Here is a 19650-nt window from a genome sequence, read left to right as displayed (position 1 = left end):
CTGTTGGCGGCTGATGATGCTGGGCCACAAACCGGAAAAAGAAACGCAGACCATTTCACCCGGGCAGGGATCTGGATTGACACCGACGGTCAGGTCGGCGAGGATTTTCAGATGATCCGAATGTCTGCTTTAGCCTCCCGGCTAAAAAGGCGGCTCCTGCCTGTCGACAGGCCGCCTGATCAGTTAGTGGGTGATCCGGACGCCCCGTATATTTTCCGCTGGCGCTTGTGGCCGAAGAACCCGCTCATCAACGCGTATTTACACAATGTCGTACGGGCTGACGACGAGGCAGCCCTGCACGACCACCCCTGGCCGAGCGTGTCGATCATGCTGGCCGGCACGATCGACGAGACTTTCGCTGCCCGTAAAGGCGAGAAGGTGCGCAAACTGCGTGCCGGAGATGTCGTACTCCGTAAATCCCGCTTCGCGCACCGTCTGTCTCCCGTCCTCACCGAACCGGCCTGGACCCTCTTCATCACGGGGCCGCGCGTGAGGGAATGGGGCTTTCATTGTGCCCAGGGCTGGCGTGACTGGAAGACATTCGTCGAGGCCAGAAAAGGTGGCAAATACAACGGCTGCGATGATCCATAGGATTATTCGGAAGGCGTCTCGTCCAGAATGACATCGGTTCCGGCGCAACCGGCTGCCCGCTGCAGGATCAGCTCATGAATGCATTGGGCAACATGTGCGGGCGGAAGCCCGGTGCCCCCGGGCTGAAGCTGCAATTGGCCCGGTATGACGGTGTGCAGGGCAATACCCAGTCCCTCCACCTCTGACCGCAAGGCCTGGCCGAACGCGATCATTCCAGCCTTAGCTGCGCTGTAGACAACGGCTTCAGTAACGGGCCGAAGACCGGCGGTAGACGCGATCTGCACGACGACGGCGTTGTTTGAAAGCTTCAACGCCGGAATGGCGGCGTGGGTCAGAAGGATGGCGGACTGAAGACTGGTTTCCAGCACGCGCAGGAGCAGCTCCGGTGAAGACTGTGCGAAGGGCCGGAACCCATATGCAGCCGCACCATGGATCAGGACGTCGAGCCCGCCCATTGCAGTTGCCGCCTGCTGGACAACAGTTTCGGGTGTGGTTTTTGAAGAGAGATTTGCTTCAATGATATGGGCGGTTCCGCCCCTGGCGTGTATCTCATCCGACAATTGCCGAAGAGACTCCGCACTGCGCCCGACCAGGGCAAACTCGAATTCCGGGCTGGCAAGGCGTTCGATCAACGCTCGCCCAACCCGACCACTTGCGCCTGTCAGCAAAATTCGTGACATGCGTTTATCGGTACTGATTCAACCGGGAAGCCAAAACGGCAGACCCGGTATCAGCGACCTGTGGTTTTATCCTCGTCGCAGCCAAATCCGACCACACGACCTGCTTCTTGCCCCGTCAACTGGCGCGGCGTGGAGCCGGCAAGTGCAACGGTTTCCGACGGATCGACAAACTCGATGTCGGCTTCAACTTCGGTATTGCGCTCGATATTTGCTTTCGCTTCAGACATATCTAGTGCTCCTTGTTTGCAATTTGCAGTTTCAATCCTGCACTCATACCTACTAGATTGTCCAGAGCGAACTCGCGATGTGGTGAATTTTCTAAAAGCGACTTCAGCTGCCAGACGGCGATAGACTGATAAATTGCAACCGGAAACGATCAACAGGAAGACTGCGTGTCGAAGGCAACTGACGGGCTCGAATTTCAACGGAAGCGGCACGTTTTGGCGTGGATGCCGATATCGCGGGTCTCTGCATGACATCGAGACCAGTACAATTGGCCGTGATCAGCATAGCCGGCTACGGGTTGGCTCTCCTGACGAACCTGCTTCTGTCCAACATGCTCGGGACAGAGCTCTTCGGAGACTATCAGGTTGCATTCGCCCTCTTGTCCCTGCTGGCCTCCCTGTCACTGTCCGGAACGGATATGGTGGCTTCACGCTACCTTCCCACCATGCGTAAAACGGTGAACCTCGAGGGTATTCGGGCTTACTGTGCCTGGAACCGCACCCGGATACGCTTCGGCTTTTCAATCATCCTGGCAGTCTATGCAGTGTTTCTGGCAATCGCACTTGCAACACATCTGGCCGATTACAAGCGCTTCGAAGAGTACCATCTGGCTTTTCACAGTATCTGGATTGCCCCGATTGCCGCACTTTCGCTTCTGACCGACCGATATCTCGTCGCCAGCGGGTACCCGCGAACCGGGAGCATCCTGGGCTCGCTGGCCCTTCATCTTGTGCTGCTTTTCTGTGTCGCCGCGGCAGTGTACGGGCTGCGGCTGTCGGTCTCGAGCAGCAGCGTCATGATCGGTATCCTCGTGGTATCGTTTGTGTTCCTGGGGCTCCTGCATGCCTTCATCTTTCGGACCGTTGAGCCCGAGATATACGGTGCATGGTGGACACCGGCGCGGGGCGCATCCCCCGAACACCACAGGGCCTGGTCACGGACCAGCAATCGAATGCTGATCATGCGGGTCAATTCACTGATGTTGTGGCACCTCGACCTCTTCATAGTCGAAATCGCCTCGCCGAACGAAGCCGCCACAAGTCTATATGCGGCAGTCCTGCTGGTGGTGCGCATCATGCAGCTTATCCCGACCACCATATCCTTCATGATCCGCCCGTTGTGCGGTGCTGCCGCCGACGACCGGTCGCAATGTCCCAAATTGCAAAAGGCAATCAACGAGTCGAATGCCGTCGTCCTGGGGGCCTGCTCGCTGCTCCTGGCCGGAATGCTTATCGGTGGACATTTCATTCTGAATGCATTTGGCCCGGGGTTTTCCGAAGCAACGACTGCACTCGCGATGGTTGCCGCCGGAGCCTTCATTGAAGCCTTGACGCGGCAGTCCGTCGTGATGCTGCAGACCATGGGTCACGAACAGGTCGCGACCCGTATTTCGACGGTCAGTCTCGTTATCGTGCTCGGGGGCGGGTTCATCGCCACCTACCTCTTTTCATACAACGGCATGGCCGCCGTGACCGGTTTGGTCTTGGCGGGCAAGGGTTTGATATCCTATGCTTTTGCTCGAAGGCGGCTTCCGGAGATCCGTCCTCTGAGCGTCATTTGAAACAACGCGGAGGTGTGATGATGAAGACAGACAATCCATATCAACACTTGATCGAGGCCCTTACCCCACCTTCTGGCGAAATAGATTCATTCATCGAATTGGGCAGCATTCTGCGGTCACTCGATCCGCAACGCATAAACGGCCTGTTGCTGGATCTGCTGCACGTTGTGCGCGAACGCGGCAGCTTGCCGGCACAGCGGGAAGGCAACGTCTACCTGTGCCGAACCGATCAGTTCAGCCTGATGCTGCGCTTCAGTGGACAAGGTGGCCGGCAACCGGTCTACACCGCCAACGAGTTTGATGCCTTCGTGTTGAACCTGTCACCAAATGATGTGCACATACCGCGGCTGGAGTGCGGGCTGGATCGCAACAACCTTCATCAGCGCCCGCCCAGCCTCAAGCGCCGGGAAAGCGACCTCGTGCTGAAGGCACATGACGTCTATGACGCCCCGGCGTTCGGCGACATCATCGACATTGCCGCCGCCACGCCGATCGCGCCGTTGTTGATCGTGCATTCCCCGCCACGGGCCCACAGCACCTGGACCTTCGACCGCGAGACACTGGAGCCACTGCAGCAGGTCAGCACCGATCTGCATGCCTCGCGCATGCAGATGGTTCTCCAACTGCTTCAGGCCATGCAACAGATCGATGGACTTGAAGAACCGCTGGCCAAAATGGTGCATTCGAACATGGCAGGTTTTGCACGCTGGGATGCCTTGAAGCTGCTTCATCGCTGTGCGCCACAGCAGGCTCTCACCGCTTTGCACCAAATGGCGCACAGTGACCGCGATGCGTCGCTTCGCGAAGCGGCGCGAGCAACCCTTGCAAGAACAATGGACGGGGATGCGGCATGACCGAGACATATTTTCCCGAAGGGAAAGAAATCCTGACACTTGATCAGTTCGTTGAAAGGCTGGAGGCATCGGGCATTGTTCCGGATCTTCGCGCCTCCCGCTACACTCCGGAAGCAATGTCGCGCGTTGCCGAATGGATGGCTGCATTGGCACGCGATCCAGATGTGCTGCGCGGTCTGCTTGTCGATGGTCTGGCGGATTTTCTGAACTACCAGGTCGACAACGATTTCAAACCGTCAACCTTGATGCTGCACAAGGGCGACGGGTATTCCCTACGTGCCGTCCTGTGGATGCCGCCAAGCCCTCAACATCCCCCTGAAATCTTTTCCTATTACGAAACCCATGATCACAGCTTCGATTTCTTCACGGTCGGCGCTTTCGGTCCCGGGTACCGCACCCAGTTGTACGACTACGAATACGAGAACGTGCGCGGCGTCCCGGGAGAACTTGTTCCCTTGAGGTTTCAGGAGGAAACCGGGCTGCCGCCAGGCAAGGTGATGTACTATTACGGCAGCCGCGATATTCACACGCAGCTCCCGGCGCCTTCGATCTCCGCGTCGATCAACCTGCTCCTGCCCAAGACCTATCCGGCACACCGCCGGCAATACGAGATGACCCTGGAAGAAACGCCGGAAGGTGTCTTCGGCAAACTCATTGCCGGGAATGTCGATCGCCAGGCGCAGGAGCGCGCGTTATTCGAAACAGCAGCGGCTATGGGCGATACCGATCTTCATGAGGCCTTGCGCGACATTGCAAGACATCATGACACGCCGCAGGTGCGGGCACTGGCCTGGCAATCCCTGTTGCCCAACAGCAAGCATCTCGCCGAGGATGTCGGCCTGGTCCGCGACGATGGAGACCCCCATGTTCGCGCCGCCCTTTCGCAGTGGGTGTAGAGCGCTGAGATTTACCAGCCTGGCAATGTGGTGCCTGCGCTGCTTTGCCAGCAACCATCCGAAGCCGTGCAGGTTGGGAAGGATCAACTCCCTTTGGAACAGGTCGGAAAGTGTGGTAATCGCCAGCTAAACAACATCGGGAATGCACCATTGAGCGAACTGACCGTAGCGGAAGCAACGAACCGCGTTTATGAATCCCTGCAGGCTGACAACGAAGATATCGACCTGCATATCGCAGCTCTCAAGGAAACGTTGAAACGCGAGGGCCAGAAGGAAGCCGTTTTTGATCCGGCAAAGCTCGTCCAGAACAACCGCTCCGGACGCAAGCTTTTGCAAGCCTACTTTCGCCAGCGCGGCGTGAAGGTCACCTTCGCGGCTTCCTGACACGAAGCTGCCATTGGGCTGCCTGCCTCACTGAACCCTGTATCGATGCTCCGGACGTCCGACCGGGTAATCTCCACTGGAGCCGCCGCCTTGGTTTTCACCTGAAGGCGGCGGCACTGTGCGAAGTCCCCAGACACGTTTCCACCTCACTCGAAAACAGTACTGCTCTGTTCCTGCTTTCTCAGGTGGGCTTTTTCTGCATGTCGAGCGCCGCTCGTAAACATGTACCGTTTCGCAACCAGGGAAATTGCGAACACAAAGATCAGCAGCGGCACCACAATGACCATGAGGGAGCCGAGCCCGTTCGCAAGTTCGCCTTGCGAAAGAAGAAACCATACGAACACCCCGGCAATAGCTACCGAAATGGCCAGTTCAACAAGCGTCATCTGAAAAGCGGCCCGCCAGGCGAAACCGCTGTCGGGGATGATTTCGTACTTTTTGTAAAAGTGTCGCCCTGCGTCGCTTGAAGCGCCCAATACGGCACCAATCTGGTTCACCGAACCGCTCACGCTGATGCCGGTTAGCGTTTCCAGAATGACACTGAAAATAGCCAGGGCGATCAACAGCCCTGTGTACACCAACGCAAATCTCACCAATCCAACAGTTTTCTGCACAATGACCCCCAGGACTTGAAAACACTTTTTTTGATAGCACCGGGACAGGCAAAACATGCCCCATGCGGTCCCGCCCCGGCATTCCATAGTGGAGAATTCCAGCGACGGCCGTCCGGCTTATAGAAGCTAAATCTTAAGTTGCAATTTCCAGAAACACTTGCATTGACGACAAAACCGCCAGGTAACACTTCAAAACGCCACGAAAATATGTTCATTTTGCCTCGATCTTGAGGCCTTATTTCAGCCCAACAAATACTGATGAATGCATGACATCGAACAACAATAATCGTTTGATATTCTGGGCTGAATTTCCTTTCCGTTTTCTCCGTCGAAGCCAAAAGAGGTTTGGATGACTGTACTCATTACCGGCGGTGCCGGTTATATCGGCTCGCATTGCTGCGTGGCTTTTCTTCAGGCCGGGCACGACATCGTTGTGGTGGACAACATGTCCAACGCGAGCCAGGTCAGTCTCGAGCGGGTAGCGGCCATCACCGGCGCGAAGGTATCTCTGGAAACAGCCGATATCCGGGATCAGTCGCGGATGGAGGAAATCCTCAAGCAGTACCGCTGTACGGCGGTGGTGCATTTTGCCGGCCTGAAAGCGGTTGGTGAATCCACCAAGATCCCCCTCGCCTATTACGACAACAACGTCGTGGGAACTCATCGCCTGCTGTCGGCGATGGCCAATTGCGGCGTGAAGCAAATGATCTTCTCGTCCTCGGCGACCGTTTACGGCGACCCGCAATTCCTGCCCCTGACCGAAGATCACCCGACGAGCGCCGTCAATCCCTACGGCCGCACCAAGCTGATGATCGAGGAAATGCTGCGCGATGTCGCCGCCAGCGACCCCTCCTGGCGCTTCGGCATCCTGCGCTATTTCAACCCGGTCGGCGCGCATGAAAGCGGGCTGGTGGGCGAAGATCCGCAAGGCATCCCGAACAATCTCATGCCGTTCATCACCCAGGTCGCGGACGGTCGCCGGGAGGAGCTTTCGGTCTTCGGCAACGACTATGACACGCCGGACGGAACCGGCATCCGCGACTACATCCATGTCATCGACCTGGTCGAAGGCCATCTGAGGGCACATGAAGTGCTCGGATCAGGCTCCGCCCCGTCCAATTGTTTTGCGGTCAATCTTGGCACCGGCAATGGCTACAGCGTGCTGGAGATGGTCAAGGCATTCGAGCGGGCCTCCAACAGACAGATCCGCTACTCCATCGCTCCCCGCCGGGAAGGCGATGTGGCACAGTGTTTCGCGAACACGGAATTTGCGGAAAAACTGCTCAACTGGAAGGCCGAGCGCGGCCTTGAGGACATGTGCCGAGACACCTGGAACTGGGTCTGCAAGAACCCGCGCGGCTACGAAACCGTCGCCTGACCAGGACTGACGCCTGACATGTTTGAGCCGGCAAGCGGTCTTGCCGGCTCAATTCATTGGCAGATGCCACTCGTTTCTAGGCTGAAGTGTTCTGAAACACTCTCACGGTGCGGATGCTGGTTGCAGCTCCGGCAACGTCACCATCGTTCTTGCCGGCAAAGGGCGCGACCGCATTGCTGAGAAGCAGCAGCGCTGGCGTGTGAGCAAAATCGTTGGGTGCGTCAAAGACTTCCATGTCGTCGACATAGAAACGAAATCCCTGCCGGGTCCAGAGCATGCCATAGCGGTGAAAGGTGTCGTCCAGCCGAATATGCGCCCGGTAACTTGCGGCAAGCACCTTCTTTTCCGGGCGCCACCGGCGGGCTGAAACCTGAACGATGTTCGGATATTTGACTTCGGCCACATCCAGCTCGAAATGTGTGTCGCCCTCCGTCTCGCGATCGGATATCAGCCAGAAGGCATTGTTGACACCGGCCTCGCGCGCAATGCGCATCTCGCACTCGAAATAGCCGTAAGTCTGGCGGAAGGTCCGGGTCCGAACGTAGCCTCCCGTGAAAGGCCGTTTCGGATCGGCCTGATGGCCGAGCTTGAGGTCGAGTTCGCCTTCCCGCATCACCACGTTTCTCGGGTAGCGCATGGTCGGATGACCGTCCCCTCCGATCCGCATGCGGTCCCAGGTTTGCTGAAACCGGTGGAGGTCGTCGAAATCATCCTGGAAGGTCAGTTGCCAGTCGCCGTCCATCCGCTGCAGAGGGGCAGGCAGGTCGTTCGAGGTCAGGGCCAGCAAGCTGCGGGGCGACGCAAGAAGCGCCGCACCCGCCATGCCACCGGCTGCCGCGCCGGTCAGAAACCGGCGACGGCTCAACACAGGTCCGGGTCGTCTCATGATCCCGCGAACCGGTCAGCTCGCCAGTTTCGCGCCGGCGTCCGGCGATGTCTTCTCGCGAAGCTTCAGCTCCAGGTTCCACGCGCGGCTGCGCAAGGTCTCGATCTCACCGGTCATGAAATCGACCTCGCCCCGGAACCAGTCCGTTACTTCCTCGGTCGTCTGGTCGATCTTCACAAGGTTCGGCTTGACCAGCGGCTGCTCAGGCGGCGAGGCCACCGGTTTTGCGAGCACGTGGTTGAGGCCGTTCTCGGTGAGGAAGCGATGGTACTCGGCATAATTCAGCCGGTAGACATGCTGAACCTTGGAGAAGTCGGCGCTCTCGAAGATCTTTTCCAGGTTGATCGGCATGTAGTCTTCGATCTCGACGGAAGGGATCGCGAACAGCGTCGACAATTCGCGAATGCGGGAATCGTAGGTGAAGAACACCGCGGGAATGCCCTGGTGCAGGCCGATGACGTTGCCGTGCAGGCGGAAGCCGACCAGAACGTCGACATTGTCCCGCGCATCTGCCGCCCATTCATCAACGTCGAAGAATGCCTGCATCCGCTCGCTCATCAGCGCCTCGACATCCTTGTCGCCCTCCAGATTGTACTTTCCGAGGATCGAGCGGATATGCTTCTGCTTGGCTTCACCGGTCTCGAAAATTGCCAGCGTTTCCTCGCGCTCGCCCTGGGAATAGAGACGATTGGCCGGTCGCTTTGCCACAGCCTCGATGAGCGCCCGTTGCATGCGGTTGGTCTTGGTGGCGTTGGACGCATAGTCGGCGGAAAGATACTTGTTCAGCGTCAGACCGACACGAGCGTTGGCCGGATCCAGCGGCTTGATCTCAATGGACGGCCTCAGATTGCGGTAGAAGCTCGGGCAGCCGATGATCCGGATGTTCTTGATGCCGATGTCGTTGAAGACCTCGGCGCTGTAGACACCGCGTACGCCGATCGTTTCGCATTTGTCGGCGATGATCTTCCAGGCCTCGATGCTGCCTTTCGGCATTTCCAGCTTCTTGTATTTCGCCGCCTGGGCGCCGACACCCACCGGGACGATCGGTCCCTTGAGCTTCTTCAGGAGCGGAATGACATTGCCGATATCAACCGTCTCTGTGAGGTAGTTGGATCCGCGAATGACGGTGGCGTCATAATCGTCGGTCGGCCAGAGTTTCTCGTCGGCCGCATGGGCGAACTGCACGTTGGTGATCTGGTCGTAGGCAAGTGCCTTCAACATCGCGTCATAGACGAGAACGTCGCCCGTGTTGATCCCGCCGCGTGCAAAGGTCGACAGGGGATCATCGATTTTCAGAAATGCCGACTTGTTGCCCGGCTTGACGGCAGCGCCGCCGTTGAGAACGAAGAGCTTCTTCATGTGAACTGCACCTTTCAAAAATGTGGGCTCGGGCCCTTCGATTACCGGACGGACGTCTGACGTCCGCGTTGCTGCCAGAGCGTTGCTCCGTCAGCGGCACTCCCCCGGACGGTCGTTTCGGATGAACTGGAAATCTGCGCCACCGGCGCCTTGGTTCGGCGGATGCTTTGCAGGCGATCCGGGAACCAGTTGTGCAATTGCCGCAGGAACGGCTGCAGGCTCTTTTCCCAACTGCGCTCTGCACTGCGCTGTGACGCATTGGTCGAAAGGGTTCGAAGCAGCCTTTCCGACTTTGCCAGTGTTTCGAGCGCCGTGATCAGATCATGGGTCACCACGCCATCGTCAGAGGAGCGCAGCAACAGGCCATCAACCTTGTTCTCGATCAGCTCGCTTACGGCCCCCACATCGGTGGCGACAGGCACACAGCCAAGACGTTGTGCCTCGATGATCGTAAGCGGCGCACCTTCCCATCTGGACGGCAACACGAAGGCATCGGCCCAGGCCAGCAGTCGGCTGAGCCTTCGACTGTCATAGATCGGCGGATCGACGCGGATACCAAGTTCGGCAAACCGCTCCTTCCAGGAACCGCCTGCCCCGGCGTCCATGACGTCGGAACCGACAATGCGCCAGTCGATGTCGACACCCTTGCGCTTCAGGGCACGAGCCGCAGCAAAGATCCGCTCGATGCCTTTCTGCCTGTCCAGCCTGCCCAGGAACACGGCCCGCAGGCGGCCATCGCGGTCTTGCTGACGGTTGTCCGACAGCCGTTTGGCCTCTTCCGGTGCCATCGGGTAACCGGCGGCATTCGGAATATGAAGCAGCTTGGCAACAGGCACGCCCATGCCGTGCAGCCACTCAGCCATGTCCCGCGAACAGGTCAGCACGCTGTCGTAGATGTGCTCATAGGCAAGCGTCAGATAGGGATGGCCTGCCGGACGGCCGAGTTCGGAACTGTCCAGCACATGCACGTAGTTGACGACCTTGACCCCGCGCCGGCGAAGTTCGCCGAAAATGGCATTGGCCGGGGCAAGCTGGTTGTTGATCACCACATCAAGGCCGGACAGGAACCCGAGAACCTGTTCGGCCCGCGCGTTTTCGTCATGCCCCATCAGCAACTCGTGGCCGGAGAACATGTTGGGACCACCCCACAGAGGATAGTCGTCGGCCAGAAAGTTGATGGTGTCGAACACCCCGTCGTTGTCGGAGATGTGGTTGTAGACCGGCTTTCCGAACACATAGAGGTGGACTTCGCACCCGGCTTTTTTCAGAACCCGGGCAGCCGCGTAGGCAACCTTCTCGACACCGCCGAACGTGGCGATCGGCAACAACAGACCGACCCTGAGGGGCGCGCCCTCACGGCCAAGACGCGGCATGATCGGGGCTGCTCCTGCACTGTGCCGCAGCAGCTCGAAATACTTGCTGCGGTTCGGGAAGTAGGCAGAACGCCAGATCCAGCGTTCACCGGGCCCGTGGCGATAGCCGGACTCGCGCAAGGCCCCCAGCGTAGCCAGAAGGCTGTTTGTGGCAGACAGGGCGGTGCCCTGAATGTCTTCCGCCGAGAACGGTCCACGCACGACGACTTCGGCTATCTTCGGTGCCGGATTGGCACCTCTCAATGTCCGGATCCAGTCGTCGGACTTGTCCTCGACACATTGCTTCATGATGTCGAGCGAACACATCCAGCCAAGCGGCTTCTTGGCAAGTTCCTTGCCTTCGCCCAACTCGTTCACCTCGATGGCCAGCCGGTCCTTGTCGCTTTCGAACCGAAGCGCGACAAAATGATGGGACGCCGACAGGCGCTCGGTCAGCCACAAGACGTTGTGCAGCAGACCGCAGCTTTTCAGTGCTTCCCTGTGTGCCGGCGACATCCACAGCCAAAACGGAGGTACGCCGTAGGTTTCCGGTTCGGCCTGCGCTGCCCAGAAGGTCTTCACGAATTCCTCGATGCTGCGCTTCTTGTGCGCAACGACAGGATCGGTGAAGAGATCGACCAGGTAGGTATCTGCTCCGAATGCGACGAACCGTGGTGCTTCCTCGTGCTCCCAGCCAAGCAGCGTCTCGGTGGAGAACAGCTTCTTGTGCTTGTCCTTGATGTATCCAAGGATGCTGTCACGGGTACGGTTGGAATCGCGCAACATGCTTTCGGCGCGCTGGCGGTACTCGAAGCCGAAGAAGGGATAGTTCGCTCCCTTGAAGCCATGAGAAATCGCCTGCAGCCAGAAATCCCAATCCTCGAAGCCGGACTTCATGCTCTCGTCGAAACGAACCCCGGCGTCGAGGAGGGATCTGGAGACCAGGCTGCCGGCCTCGCAGATATTGTCGAAGGTAACGTGCAGAAGGCGCGAATATTCCGCCGTATAATTGCCGTTCCACTCGATCCCGAACTTGTCGATATTGGGATAGACCCAATCCACGCCATCACTGGATTTCATGAAGTCGAGAAGAACGCGGATCGCCGAGGGCGTGATCCGGTTGTCGGCATCCAGGAAATAGACCGCTTCCAGATCGGAGAAACTGCGCAAGGCAAAGTCGATGCCGTAGTTGCGCGCAGAACTCAGACCGCCGTTGGCCTTCCGCAGGTAATAGACATTGTCGTAGGCGAGCGCATAGGCCCGCCCCGTTTGCCCCGTTTCGGGAAAGGGGCAACCATCGTCAACGATCACGACCGCGATGTTGAACGGCGCCTGCTGGGCCAATGCCGCGTCGATGGCCTCGGTCAGAAGGACCGAGTGCTTGTAGACCGGAATGACGATGGCGACCGTGGCCGAGGCCGTGCCGGAGCCGCCGAACTGTGCGTAACGCACATTCGGCAAGCCCGGTCTTGAACCAGTGTGCTGGAGCATGCCGGCCTACCCGCTCACGACAGCGCGGAAGTTGGCAAATTTCGCCCAGGCAAAATCGTTACCGGTCGCTTCGTTCATCCGGGTGGCAAAATAGACATTCTGCCAGACCCCGATCCGCTCGCCTGCAAAGGCGCTCAGATGTGCCGTCTCGCCGTAGCTGACGGTTTTCCAGCCGGAAAACGCCTCGCCGACCGACTGTTCACGTTCTCCCTTGAAGAGCGCCTTGGCCGCGCCAAGGTCCTTGGCAACCACAATGGCGAAATCGATATCGGCGGCGCGGCTGTTGTCGATGAATGCCTTGGCAGACATGCGGATCACCTGCGGCGGACAAGCTGCCGGAAGTTGCCCGATGGTCATGCCTTCCGCAGGCGGGTGACAGCCGATGGCACGTTCCGTCGGCAACGGCATGATCGCTTCGAAATCGAAGGACACCTCATCGGAATTGGCAAGGCTTGCGTGCTCCAGGATGCCCGGGGCGATCGGCATGTCACGGAAGCCTTCGTCCAGGTTCACCTGTTGCGACTGCGCCGGAATGTAGTTGGCGTGTGGCGGCATGGAAACGCCCGGAATGCCACCCCACACCTGAAGGGCGAGGCTGTTCTTGAGGACCGACAAGCCGTTGGCGGCATCGCGCACATGGAACATTTCGACCGGCTGCAGACCACCGACTGACAGAAGCGGTACCTCGTCCTCGGTCTCTTCAACCTGCATGCGGAACTCCAGCGTTCTGCGCAGGCCCGCAGTCGAGCGCGACAGGCCGAAGATGTTCCAGCCCGTGGACAGATCGCCACTGGAGAAATGCCAGGTATCAACGATCCTCTGGTCCTCCAGCGTCATCAACTGGGCACGCAGCTTGATGTCGGGACGGCTGCCGGTCTGTTCGACATGCACCGCCACTCCGCTGACACCGGAACTGGGCACCGGCAGGATCTGGCTGACACCATCGACGGAGGCACTTGCCAGCACATTCGGATTGAGCGGGTTTTCGGCCGGTTCGTTGCTGAACAGGAGATCCAGCGGCTGCAGACCATGCCGGTTGAGGAACGCTTCAAGTGCGGCAAACCGGTTCTGCAGGTCGTCGTTCAGGCTGCGAAGTGTCTTCAGCTCCTTGCTGGACAGAACCAGGCGCCGTGCACCCGATTTCACATGATCGGCAACCAGCCCGACCATCGAGGAAACAGCCTCCACTTCACCGCCACGACCCCAACCGATAACCGGTGGCAACTGAACCACACCGCGTTGCTGCATCCATTTGTGCAGTTCGTCCTTTGCATCCATTGCAGCCGGATCCACGATCACGGCCAGTGGCAGAAGCGGCGCTTCCGACACCTGGTACCGGCCGGCACTCTCGTCGGAAAACAGGGCGTAGTCGTCTTCGACACCCTCGAACCAGACCGTCTTGACCGCCTCGAGCAACGGCCCGGGAATGTCCTGCCTTGATACGCCCACGACGATCAAGGTCAGCTCCTTCAGCAGCAGCATCTCACGCGTAGCGTTGTGAACGGGAAACGTGTCTTGTGTAGCCACGACTGTCATGCAAGCCCCCATCTGAACTGTGAAGCGTCCCCCTGCCGGAGATCCGCTTGCTCAACTAATATACATGCACAAGATTTATGTTTGTTTGTGACAATAATGCGGCGCAACATAGAATTATGTAAATATATTTATCTACTTATTGCTTTTCACAAAATATATATGCATTTCTATCGCAATATTACTCAAATAATACGAATAAAATACTTCAAAATTCGAAATGATATTCTTATCAAATCACATGAGAGCTACCACCTTCCGCTGCTGCGCCGGCGCACGCTCCCGCATGACATGCGGCACATTGTTTTCGCTCAGGAAGTCACCCATGGCGTAATAGGTGGCCTCATAGGCGCGGTTGAACCGGTCAAAGAGGCCCTGATCCCAATAGTCGCTCAGGCGGAACACCTTCTCGCTGAAGACGTCGAAGCTCGGGATCCGGAACGTCTCCGCAAATTCGCGCGTGCGGCTGTCGTAGGTGAAATAAAGCGCCGGGACGCCATTGGCCAAAGCCATCAGGTTGCCATGGAGGCGATATCCGAGCACCAGGTCGCAGGCTTTGACGCAGGCATCATAGTCCGCAACAACGTCGGAATAGAACATGGAGTTGCGGTAGAGGCACTCGATGTCGTCGTCCAGATACCACTCGCCAACCCAGGCATTCTCCCGAAGCGAGGAGATCGCCTGGTCCTTTTGCGCAGGCGTTCCAAGTACCAGCTTCTTTTCCTCCAGCTCGCCCTGAGCCATCAGAACGGTATCGAAGCGGGCCGCAACCGACTTGATCAGGTCGCGATGGAACGTGAGATACTGCCGGATATCTCTGGCGTATGCCGGCGACACTTCGCGCCGCACGGTCAGGCCGACTTTCCGGATACGGTCGATCTCGGGCAGCGTAATCCTCAGACCGGGATCGTTGTGGCGAAATGCCGTCGGGCAACCGATGATCCGCGTGTTGGAAATTCCGATATCTTCCAACACCTCGGCGGTGTAGGCACCGCGAACGCCGACAGATGTCGTCGAACCTGCAATCAGGCGCAGGACATTCTTCGTGGCATCCGACAGCACAAGCTTGCCGTCCACCGGCGCCTGGGCACCAATTCCGAAAGCCAGAACCGGAAGCCCGAGCCGGCGCAGCACCTGCTCCGCCATTTCCCAGTCCATCTCGCCGTGAATGTAGTTGGACCCGCGCAACACGACATAGTCGAATTCATCCCGCAACCGGTCGACTTCCGCCGGGTTGAATTCGCGGATCGTCAGGGTTTCGAGCCTGTCGTACTTCAGCAGTTTCAGCGAGGAATCGAAAACGAAGGCATCGCCGATATTGTGATAGTGGTTCAGGTTGCGCTGAATGTCCTGATGGCTGTACCAGCGGACATTGTTGTGATCGTAGACTTCGCCGGACGGTATCATCACCAGAACGCGTGTCATTCCATATTCCTTTGTCTTCTCAGGCGCTTTGCATGAGGGCACCGGGACGAGACGCGAGGCCGCCATCTAGAACCTCGCGATAAAGGGTCACGTGCTCGCCGGCACTTTCGAGATGCGTTTTGGGTGGCCTGATGCCCGTCCGCAGACGTTGCCACAGACCCGGATCGCGCAAGGCCTCCGCCATGCGGTCAGCCAGGTCTTCCGGGCTTGCCGGCCGGGCATGCAGACCGTCGACCTTGTCGCGAACCTTTTCGGCCATGCCACCGATGCCGCTGCAGATAACCGGACGTCCATGGAAGAACGCTTCCTGGATGATCACAGGTGAGTTCTCCCACCATACGGACGGCATCATCACCCAGTCCGTTTGCCGGATCAGCGACGGCATATCCTTGTTCTGGTAGCTGCCGGCGAAACGCACGCGCGATCCGGCCGCTTCCAGAAGCTCTGAAATTCGACTGCGAAACGCTTCGGGCTGACGTTCCAGATTGCCGCCATGAATGGTCAGCGTGGCATCTTCCCCCCAGATGCTTTCGGGAACTCGCTGGACTGCATCCAGAAGTACATCCACCCCCTTGTAGGGCGTCATCTGGCCGAAGAACGCGAAACGGTTCCGCCGGCCACCGGCTGCCACGGAACGCTGCGCCGCCTGCTCGCTCACGTTCAGGCCGTTTTCGATAACGGTCATCTTGTCCGCCGGCAGCCCCCAGGCGACATAGCGGTCCGCCAGGAAACGGCTGGGCGAGATGTAGCCATCGGCAAGCCCGAGCATGGACTTGATGAACTGCCGCCGGCGCAGGAAACTGGCCGGCGAAATCTCCGGAAAGCAACCGTTGCAGGCAATCGGTGTGGCTGCCTCGCAGAGTTTGTGGCCACCTGCTTTGACCATTTGCCCATGATGATGGCAGATGGACAGGAACTCGTGGAAAGTCACCAGAATGGTGGCGTCCGGCAAGGCGTCGCGCACCGTGTAGAGTGTCTCTAGCCCGAAGCCGATGAAATGATGGAAATGCACCACGTCCGGACGCAGGGTGCGCACAAACCGCCGCAGGTCCCTGTGCAGGTCTCCGGTGTTGCGGTTGGACACCAGGAACGGATCGTAGTCGTCGGCGTGAAAAAGCAGCTCGTCATCGGCGTCATCGACACCCATCAGCGCGGACTGGCCGTGCCGCGGATAGCCGTCACCTACCCGCGCCAGGAAGAACGACTGTGTTCCCGGCAGGGTCTTCAGGCCCTGGTGCAGATTGTAGGAAGCCACTTCCGCGCCGCCGAGTGACAGTGTCGGATGGCCGTGAGAAATGACGAGCACGCGCAGAGCCGCGGCCTTGGAAGGTGTTCTTTCCTCGTGAGCAGCCGTCATCGGATATCCTCTGCCAGGTCAGCAAGAAACGGAGACCAGGTTCGCTCGAAACTGCGGCGATCGAGTTCGGAAACCAGTTTTTTCCAGGACCGCTCTCCCGGGCGACCGTCCTCGGCGTGGATCATCTCCACCTGAGGCACCCAGAGCGAACCGATGCCCGACAGTTTCAGCCGCAGGGCGGCATCGAGCCCTTTCTCGTCCGTGCCAAGATATTTCCTTGAAAAGCCCCCTGCTTCCGCGAGGGCCGATCTCGGCAGCACACAGCAATCGAACGGTGCTGCGGCAACAGGGCTGACATCCGCGCCATGAAGTGTCCGGCGCGGGTAACCGAGATAATGTTGCTTCAACAGATAGCGACCGTCTTCCGGCTCGATCCAGGCACCACCCCATCTGATGGTTTCGTCTTCATAGAGCAGCGTGGGCGCTGCAATACAGCTAGCATCCTGTGCCTGAAACGCCGCAAGCAGCGGCTCCAGCCAGCCCGGACCGCGCGGCAACACGCCGGAAGACAGACAAACAACCGTCTCCGCCGGTGAGGCCTCGACGCCCGCCTGAAGCGCATCGAGCGCGTCCTCGACGTGGTCCGCCAGCACCAGGCGGACGGCGAGACCGTAGAAACCGGCAAGTTGCCTGAAGTCTTCAACCTGCTCCAGCGCATCATCCTGCGAGGCAACCAGGACTACCGGCGCGCGCCGCAGCAGCGGATCAAGCGCACACAGCGACAGCAGGACACGTGATTTCTCGAAATTTCGGTCGAGACCGATCACAACGGCAAAAGCGGCGTTTTCATTCACTGCCCCGAAGTCGATCGTCTCCACGATGGCTGGTTCGGGCACATCATTGGCCTGCAACACCGGCAGAAGATGGCGCTCCAGAAAATCAGGACGGAATGCTGTTGCCGGATCCAGCCCGGAAAGAAGTCGCCTTAGCGCGGAACGCGGCGAAGCCCTGCCAAGCGCCAGCGGAGCAAAGGCGGACCTGCCATCTTTCAGCACGATCTCCAGATACGTACCCTCGGTGCCGGACATTTCCTCGGCAGGCACATGAACAAGGAACCCGTGCCGTTGCAGTGCATCCGGCCCGTTCAGAAAGGGTGACAATGTTTCGAAAGCGCTTGTCACGTCGGGCCGCAGCTGCGTCGTCCAGCGCGTGTCGAGGCGACAACTCATGCAGCCCGAACGCAGGAAGACCGACTCGACACGGTCTTCCGGATTGAGCAGCCAGCCCGACAACAGGACGCCGGCCCGATCCAGTGAAGCGCTGAAATCGATACCGACACGAACCGGGACGTCGAGCTCGCTAACCGTTTCCCGGCCATCGAACCGCCGGCCCGCCAGCTCCAGCCGGGCCCTGCCGTCACCCGCGGGGGAGAGCTTCGGCAGAAGGGCCCGTATGTGGGAGGGAAGAGCCCGGGCCGGCGGCATCGTCCTGTGTTCATGAACCTCGACCACGCTCCATCCGGCGCGGCCACGAAAGAAAACCTTGCGAAGTTGCGGGGTATCAAGACCGCCCTCAACCTCGAGCAAACCGGCAAAACCATGTGCCTTGCCACCGGTGTCCTTGCGCTCGAAAAGACTTCCGGCCAGCTGACCGAGTTTTAATGCGCCGTCGAAAACAAACACCCGGCTGGTTCCCACCGGCATGCCCTTGGCCCACCCCTGGAGGTAGATATCTCCGGCGTCGAAAACACCCAGCACCTCGATGAAACCGTCGCGTCCTGCGACAGCATCGACAAGTCTGGCGGCCGTTTGCATTGCCTGAGGTGTGGTTCCCGCGCCAAGCAATGCCTGGACCAGGCCGTCAACGATATCGGGCACCGATTGAGGCGACAGCTCACCGACACTGTTGAGGAAGCTCTTGAGATCTTCTGCCTGGTGCCTGACGCCATAGGGGTAGGCATGCCCCTGGCTGCGGATCGTCACCCGGTCAGGCCGGGAGGCAGAACCTGGCACCGGAGACAGGATAGCGATGAACGGACGCTTTTTTCCCGAAAGGCCGTTTCCGGCAGGCAGCACCGTCACCGTGCAGGGTACGACCATCTTCGGGTCTTCGTTGAGGATAGCCGGCACCCCGCCGGCAAAGGCTTCCCCCACCCCGGCGATCAACAGAGTTTCGCGGTCGAGGTTGACGTAAAGAACCGAATGACCGTCGAGTGGAACCTGCGCCCCTGCGCTCCCCTGCGCCTTCAGCGCAGGTGCCTGCCGCTCCGCTCTCGCGGGCAGCTTCTTCACGCCTTCCAGGGTGACGACAGGCTCCATCGTTCCTTACCTCCAGAGACCGCCTGCGGCGGCAAACAGCATGCCCCCGACAAACCCGAGAAGGATCGCCAGCAGCAGGATATGAACCTTGAGGTTGTTGCGGCTCTTTTCTCCAAGGACCTTCAACCGGTCATCGAACCCCTTCAGCGTCGTATCGAAACGCAGCAGGAAAACTTCCAGTTCCTTGACCTTCTGGGAGAGGTCGCCCTGGCCGTTTTTCAGAAGGGACATGGCTTCGCCAAGTTCACCCTCGTTCGATGCCAGCGCATCGATCCGCTGCACCGTCTCGCGCAAGACCGCCGTTGCATCACGCTGGCCAACAGCGCTTTGGCGCTGCGCCACGATCAGCCGGTCGACTTTCTCCATCACCACTGCCAGAGGCATGGCGACGGCAGCTTCCGCGGCGCGTTCTTCTGCGCTCGGGCGCGGCAGCTTCAGTTGCGCTTCCCCCTTGGGGGTTTCCGCCACAACAGTCAGACCGCCAGGTGCTGCGGCAACGGCCTGGGGCAACTCGATGTCGAATGCATAATGGCCGTCGCCGATGCCGTTGCGCTTCAAGTCGATGCGCTGGGTTTCGGCAACCTTGCTGAGAACTCGCTCACCGTCGTGGAAGACGTGGATGGTCATGCGGTCGCTCGGGCTCGACGCATCCCAGGCCCAGCCAAGCAGCCGGCCGTTTTCGAATGCATCGACACGCCCCTGAAGCCGCGCGGAAACGGCTTGTTCCCTGGCCTCAGCAACAGCTTGCGGCGGCTTGGCGTCCGATCCGGGTTTTACCTGTTCAAGAGGGGTTACACTCATTCCGT

General features: G+C 59.2%; 17 protein-coding genes. 6 read left to right on the top strand and 11 right to left on the bottom strand.

What is annotated here, in order from left to right; genetic code table 11:
* Positions 1-3: 3 nt before the first annotated feature.
* Positions 4-591: a hypothetical protein gene (locus HEP89_RS14215; RefSeq protein WP_168692318.1), complete on the top strand. Its 588-nt coding sequence runs from the start codon at positions 4-6 to the stop codon at positions 589-591.
* Positions 592-593: 2 nt separating this feature from the next.
* On the opposite strand, the gene HEP89_RS14210 is transcribed toward HEP89_RS14215, so the two are convergent.
* Both HEP89_RS14210 and HEP89_RS14205 read right to left on the bottom strand, forming a co-directional pair.
* Positions 594-1271, bottom strand: a complete 678-nt coding sequence (locus HEP89_RS14210; protein ID WP_168692317.1) for an SDR family oxidoreductase — start codon at positions 1269-1271, stop codon at positions 594-596.
* A 50-nt stretch (positions 1272-1321) separates the two neighbouring features.
* Positions 1322-1498, bottom strand: a complete 177-nt coding sequence (locus tag HEP89_RS14205) for a hypothetical protein (RefSeq protein WP_023003345.1) — start codon at positions 1496-1498, stop codon at positions 1322-1324.
* Positions 1499-1743: 245 nt separating this feature from the next.
* Between HEP89_RS14205 and HEP89_RS14200 the strand changes: the two genes are divergently transcribed.
* The 4 genes from HEP89_RS14200 to HEP89_RS14185 all read left to right on the top strand — a co-directional run bounded on the left by HEP89_RS14200 (position 1744) and on the right by HEP89_RS14185 (position 5191).
* Positions 1744-3057, top strand: coding sequence for a hypothetical protein (locus tag HEP89_RS14200; protein WP_168692316.1), 1314 nt, complete (start codon positions 1744-1746; stop codon positions 3055-3057).
* A 17-nt stretch (positions 3058-3074) separates the two neighbouring features.
* Complete coding sequence (locus HEP89_RS14195; protein ID WP_152509825.1) at positions 3075-3911, top strand: hypothetical protein; 837 nt, start codon at positions 3075-3077, stop codon at positions 3909-3911.
* Positions 3908-4807 carry a hypothetical protein gene (locus HEP89_RS14190; RefSeq protein ID WP_062487545.1) on the top strand — a complete coding sequence of 300 codons (900 nt, stop codon included), beginning with the start codon at positions 3908-3910 and terminating at the stop codon, positions 4805-4807. The genes HEP89_RS14195 and HEP89_RS14190 overlap by 4 nt, the downstream gene beginning before the upstream one ends.
* A 150-nt stretch (positions 4808-4957) precedes the next feature.
* Positions 4958-5191 carry a hypothetical protein gene (locus HEP89_RS14185; RefSeq protein WP_168692435.1) on the top strand — a complete coding sequence of 78 codons (234 nt, stop codon included), beginning with the start codon at positions 4958-4960 and terminating at the stop codon, positions 5189-5191.
* A 146-nt stretch (positions 5192-5337) separates the two neighbouring features.
* Here HEP89_RS14185 and HEP89_RS14180 read toward each other — a convergent pair whose 3' ends face one another.
* Positions 5338-5805, bottom strand: a complete 468-nt coding sequence (locus tag HEP89_RS14180) for an ABZJ_00895 family protein (protein ID WP_168692315.1) — start codon at positions 5803-5805, stop codon at positions 5338-5340.
* Between the two features lie 349 nt (positions 5806-6154).
* On the opposite strand from HEP89_RS14180, the gene galE reads away from it, so the two are divergent.
* Positions 6155-7183 (top strand): UDP-glucose 4-epimerase GalE, encoded by a 1029-nt coding sequence (gene galE, locus HEP89_RS14175; protein ID WP_023003336.1) that lies wholly within the window; start codon positions 6155-6157, stop codon positions 7181-7183.
* A gap of 76 nt (positions 7184-7259) precedes the next feature.
* Here galE and HEP89_RS14170 read toward each other — a convergent pair whose 3' ends face one another.
* The 8 genes from HEP89_RS14170 to HEP89_RS14135 form a co-directional block, all read right to left on the bottom strand.
* On the bottom strand, positions 7260-8051 hold the full coding sequence (locus tag HEP89_RS14170) for a glycoside hydrolase family 16 protein (RefSeq protein ID WP_286201052.1): 792 nt from the start codon (positions 8049-8051) through the stop codon (positions 7260-7262).
* Between the two features lie 33 nt (positions 8052-8084).
* A complete protein-coding gene (locus HEP89_RS14165; protein ID WP_062487535.1) occupies positions 8085-9428 on the bottom strand; it encodes a polysaccharide pyruvyl transferase family protein in 1344 nt (447 codons plus the stop codon).
* A 41-nt stretch (positions 9429-9469) separates the two neighbouring features.
* Positions 9470-12271 (bottom strand): glycosyltransferase, encoded by a 2802-nt coding sequence (locus HEP89_RS14160; protein ID WP_168692313.1) that lies wholly within the window; start codon positions 12269-12271, stop codon positions 9470-9472.
* Positions 12272-12277: 6 nt separating this feature from the next.
* A complete protein-coding gene (locus HEP89_RS14155) occupies positions 12278-13807 on the bottom strand; it encodes a DUF6212 domain-containing protein (protein WP_077291995.1) in 1530 nt (509 codons plus the stop codon).
* A 234-nt stretch (positions 13808-14041) separates the two neighbouring features.
* On the bottom strand, positions 14042-15229 hold the full coding sequence (locus HEP89_RS14150; protein WP_031270444.1) for a polysaccharide pyruvyl transferase family protein: 1188 nt from the start codon (positions 15227-15229) through the stop codon (positions 14042-14044).
* Positions 15230-15248: 19 nt separating this feature from the next.
* Positions 15249-16586: a glycosyltransferase family 4 protein gene (locus HEP89_RS14145; RefSeq protein WP_168692312.1), complete on the bottom strand. Its 1338-nt coding sequence runs from the start codon at positions 16584-16586 to the stop codon at positions 15249-15251.
* Positions 16583-18844 carry a hypothetical protein gene (locus HEP89_RS14140; protein ID WP_168692311.1) on the bottom strand — a complete coding sequence of 754 codons (2262 nt, stop codon included), beginning with the start codon at positions 18842-18844 and terminating at the stop codon, positions 16583-16585. The genes HEP89_RS14145 and HEP89_RS14140 overlap by 4 nt, the downstream gene beginning before the upstream one ends.
* A gap of 6 nt (positions 18845-18850) precedes the next feature.
* Positions 18851-19645, bottom strand: coding sequence for a hypothetical protein (locus HEP89_RS14135; protein WP_145903541.1), 795 nt, complete (start codon positions 19643-19645; stop codon positions 18851-18853).
* Positions 19646-19650 lie beyond the last annotated feature (5 nt).

Origin of the sequence: Labrenzia sp. 5N (genome assembly GCF_012395805.1) — a bacterium.
Lineage (GTDB): Bacteria > Pseudomonadota > Alphaproteobacteria > Rhizobiales > Stappiaceae > Roseibium > Roseibium algicola.
The sequence above is the reverse complement of the archived record's forward strand: the minus strand, read 5'-3'. Positions and strand labels throughout refer to the sequence as shown.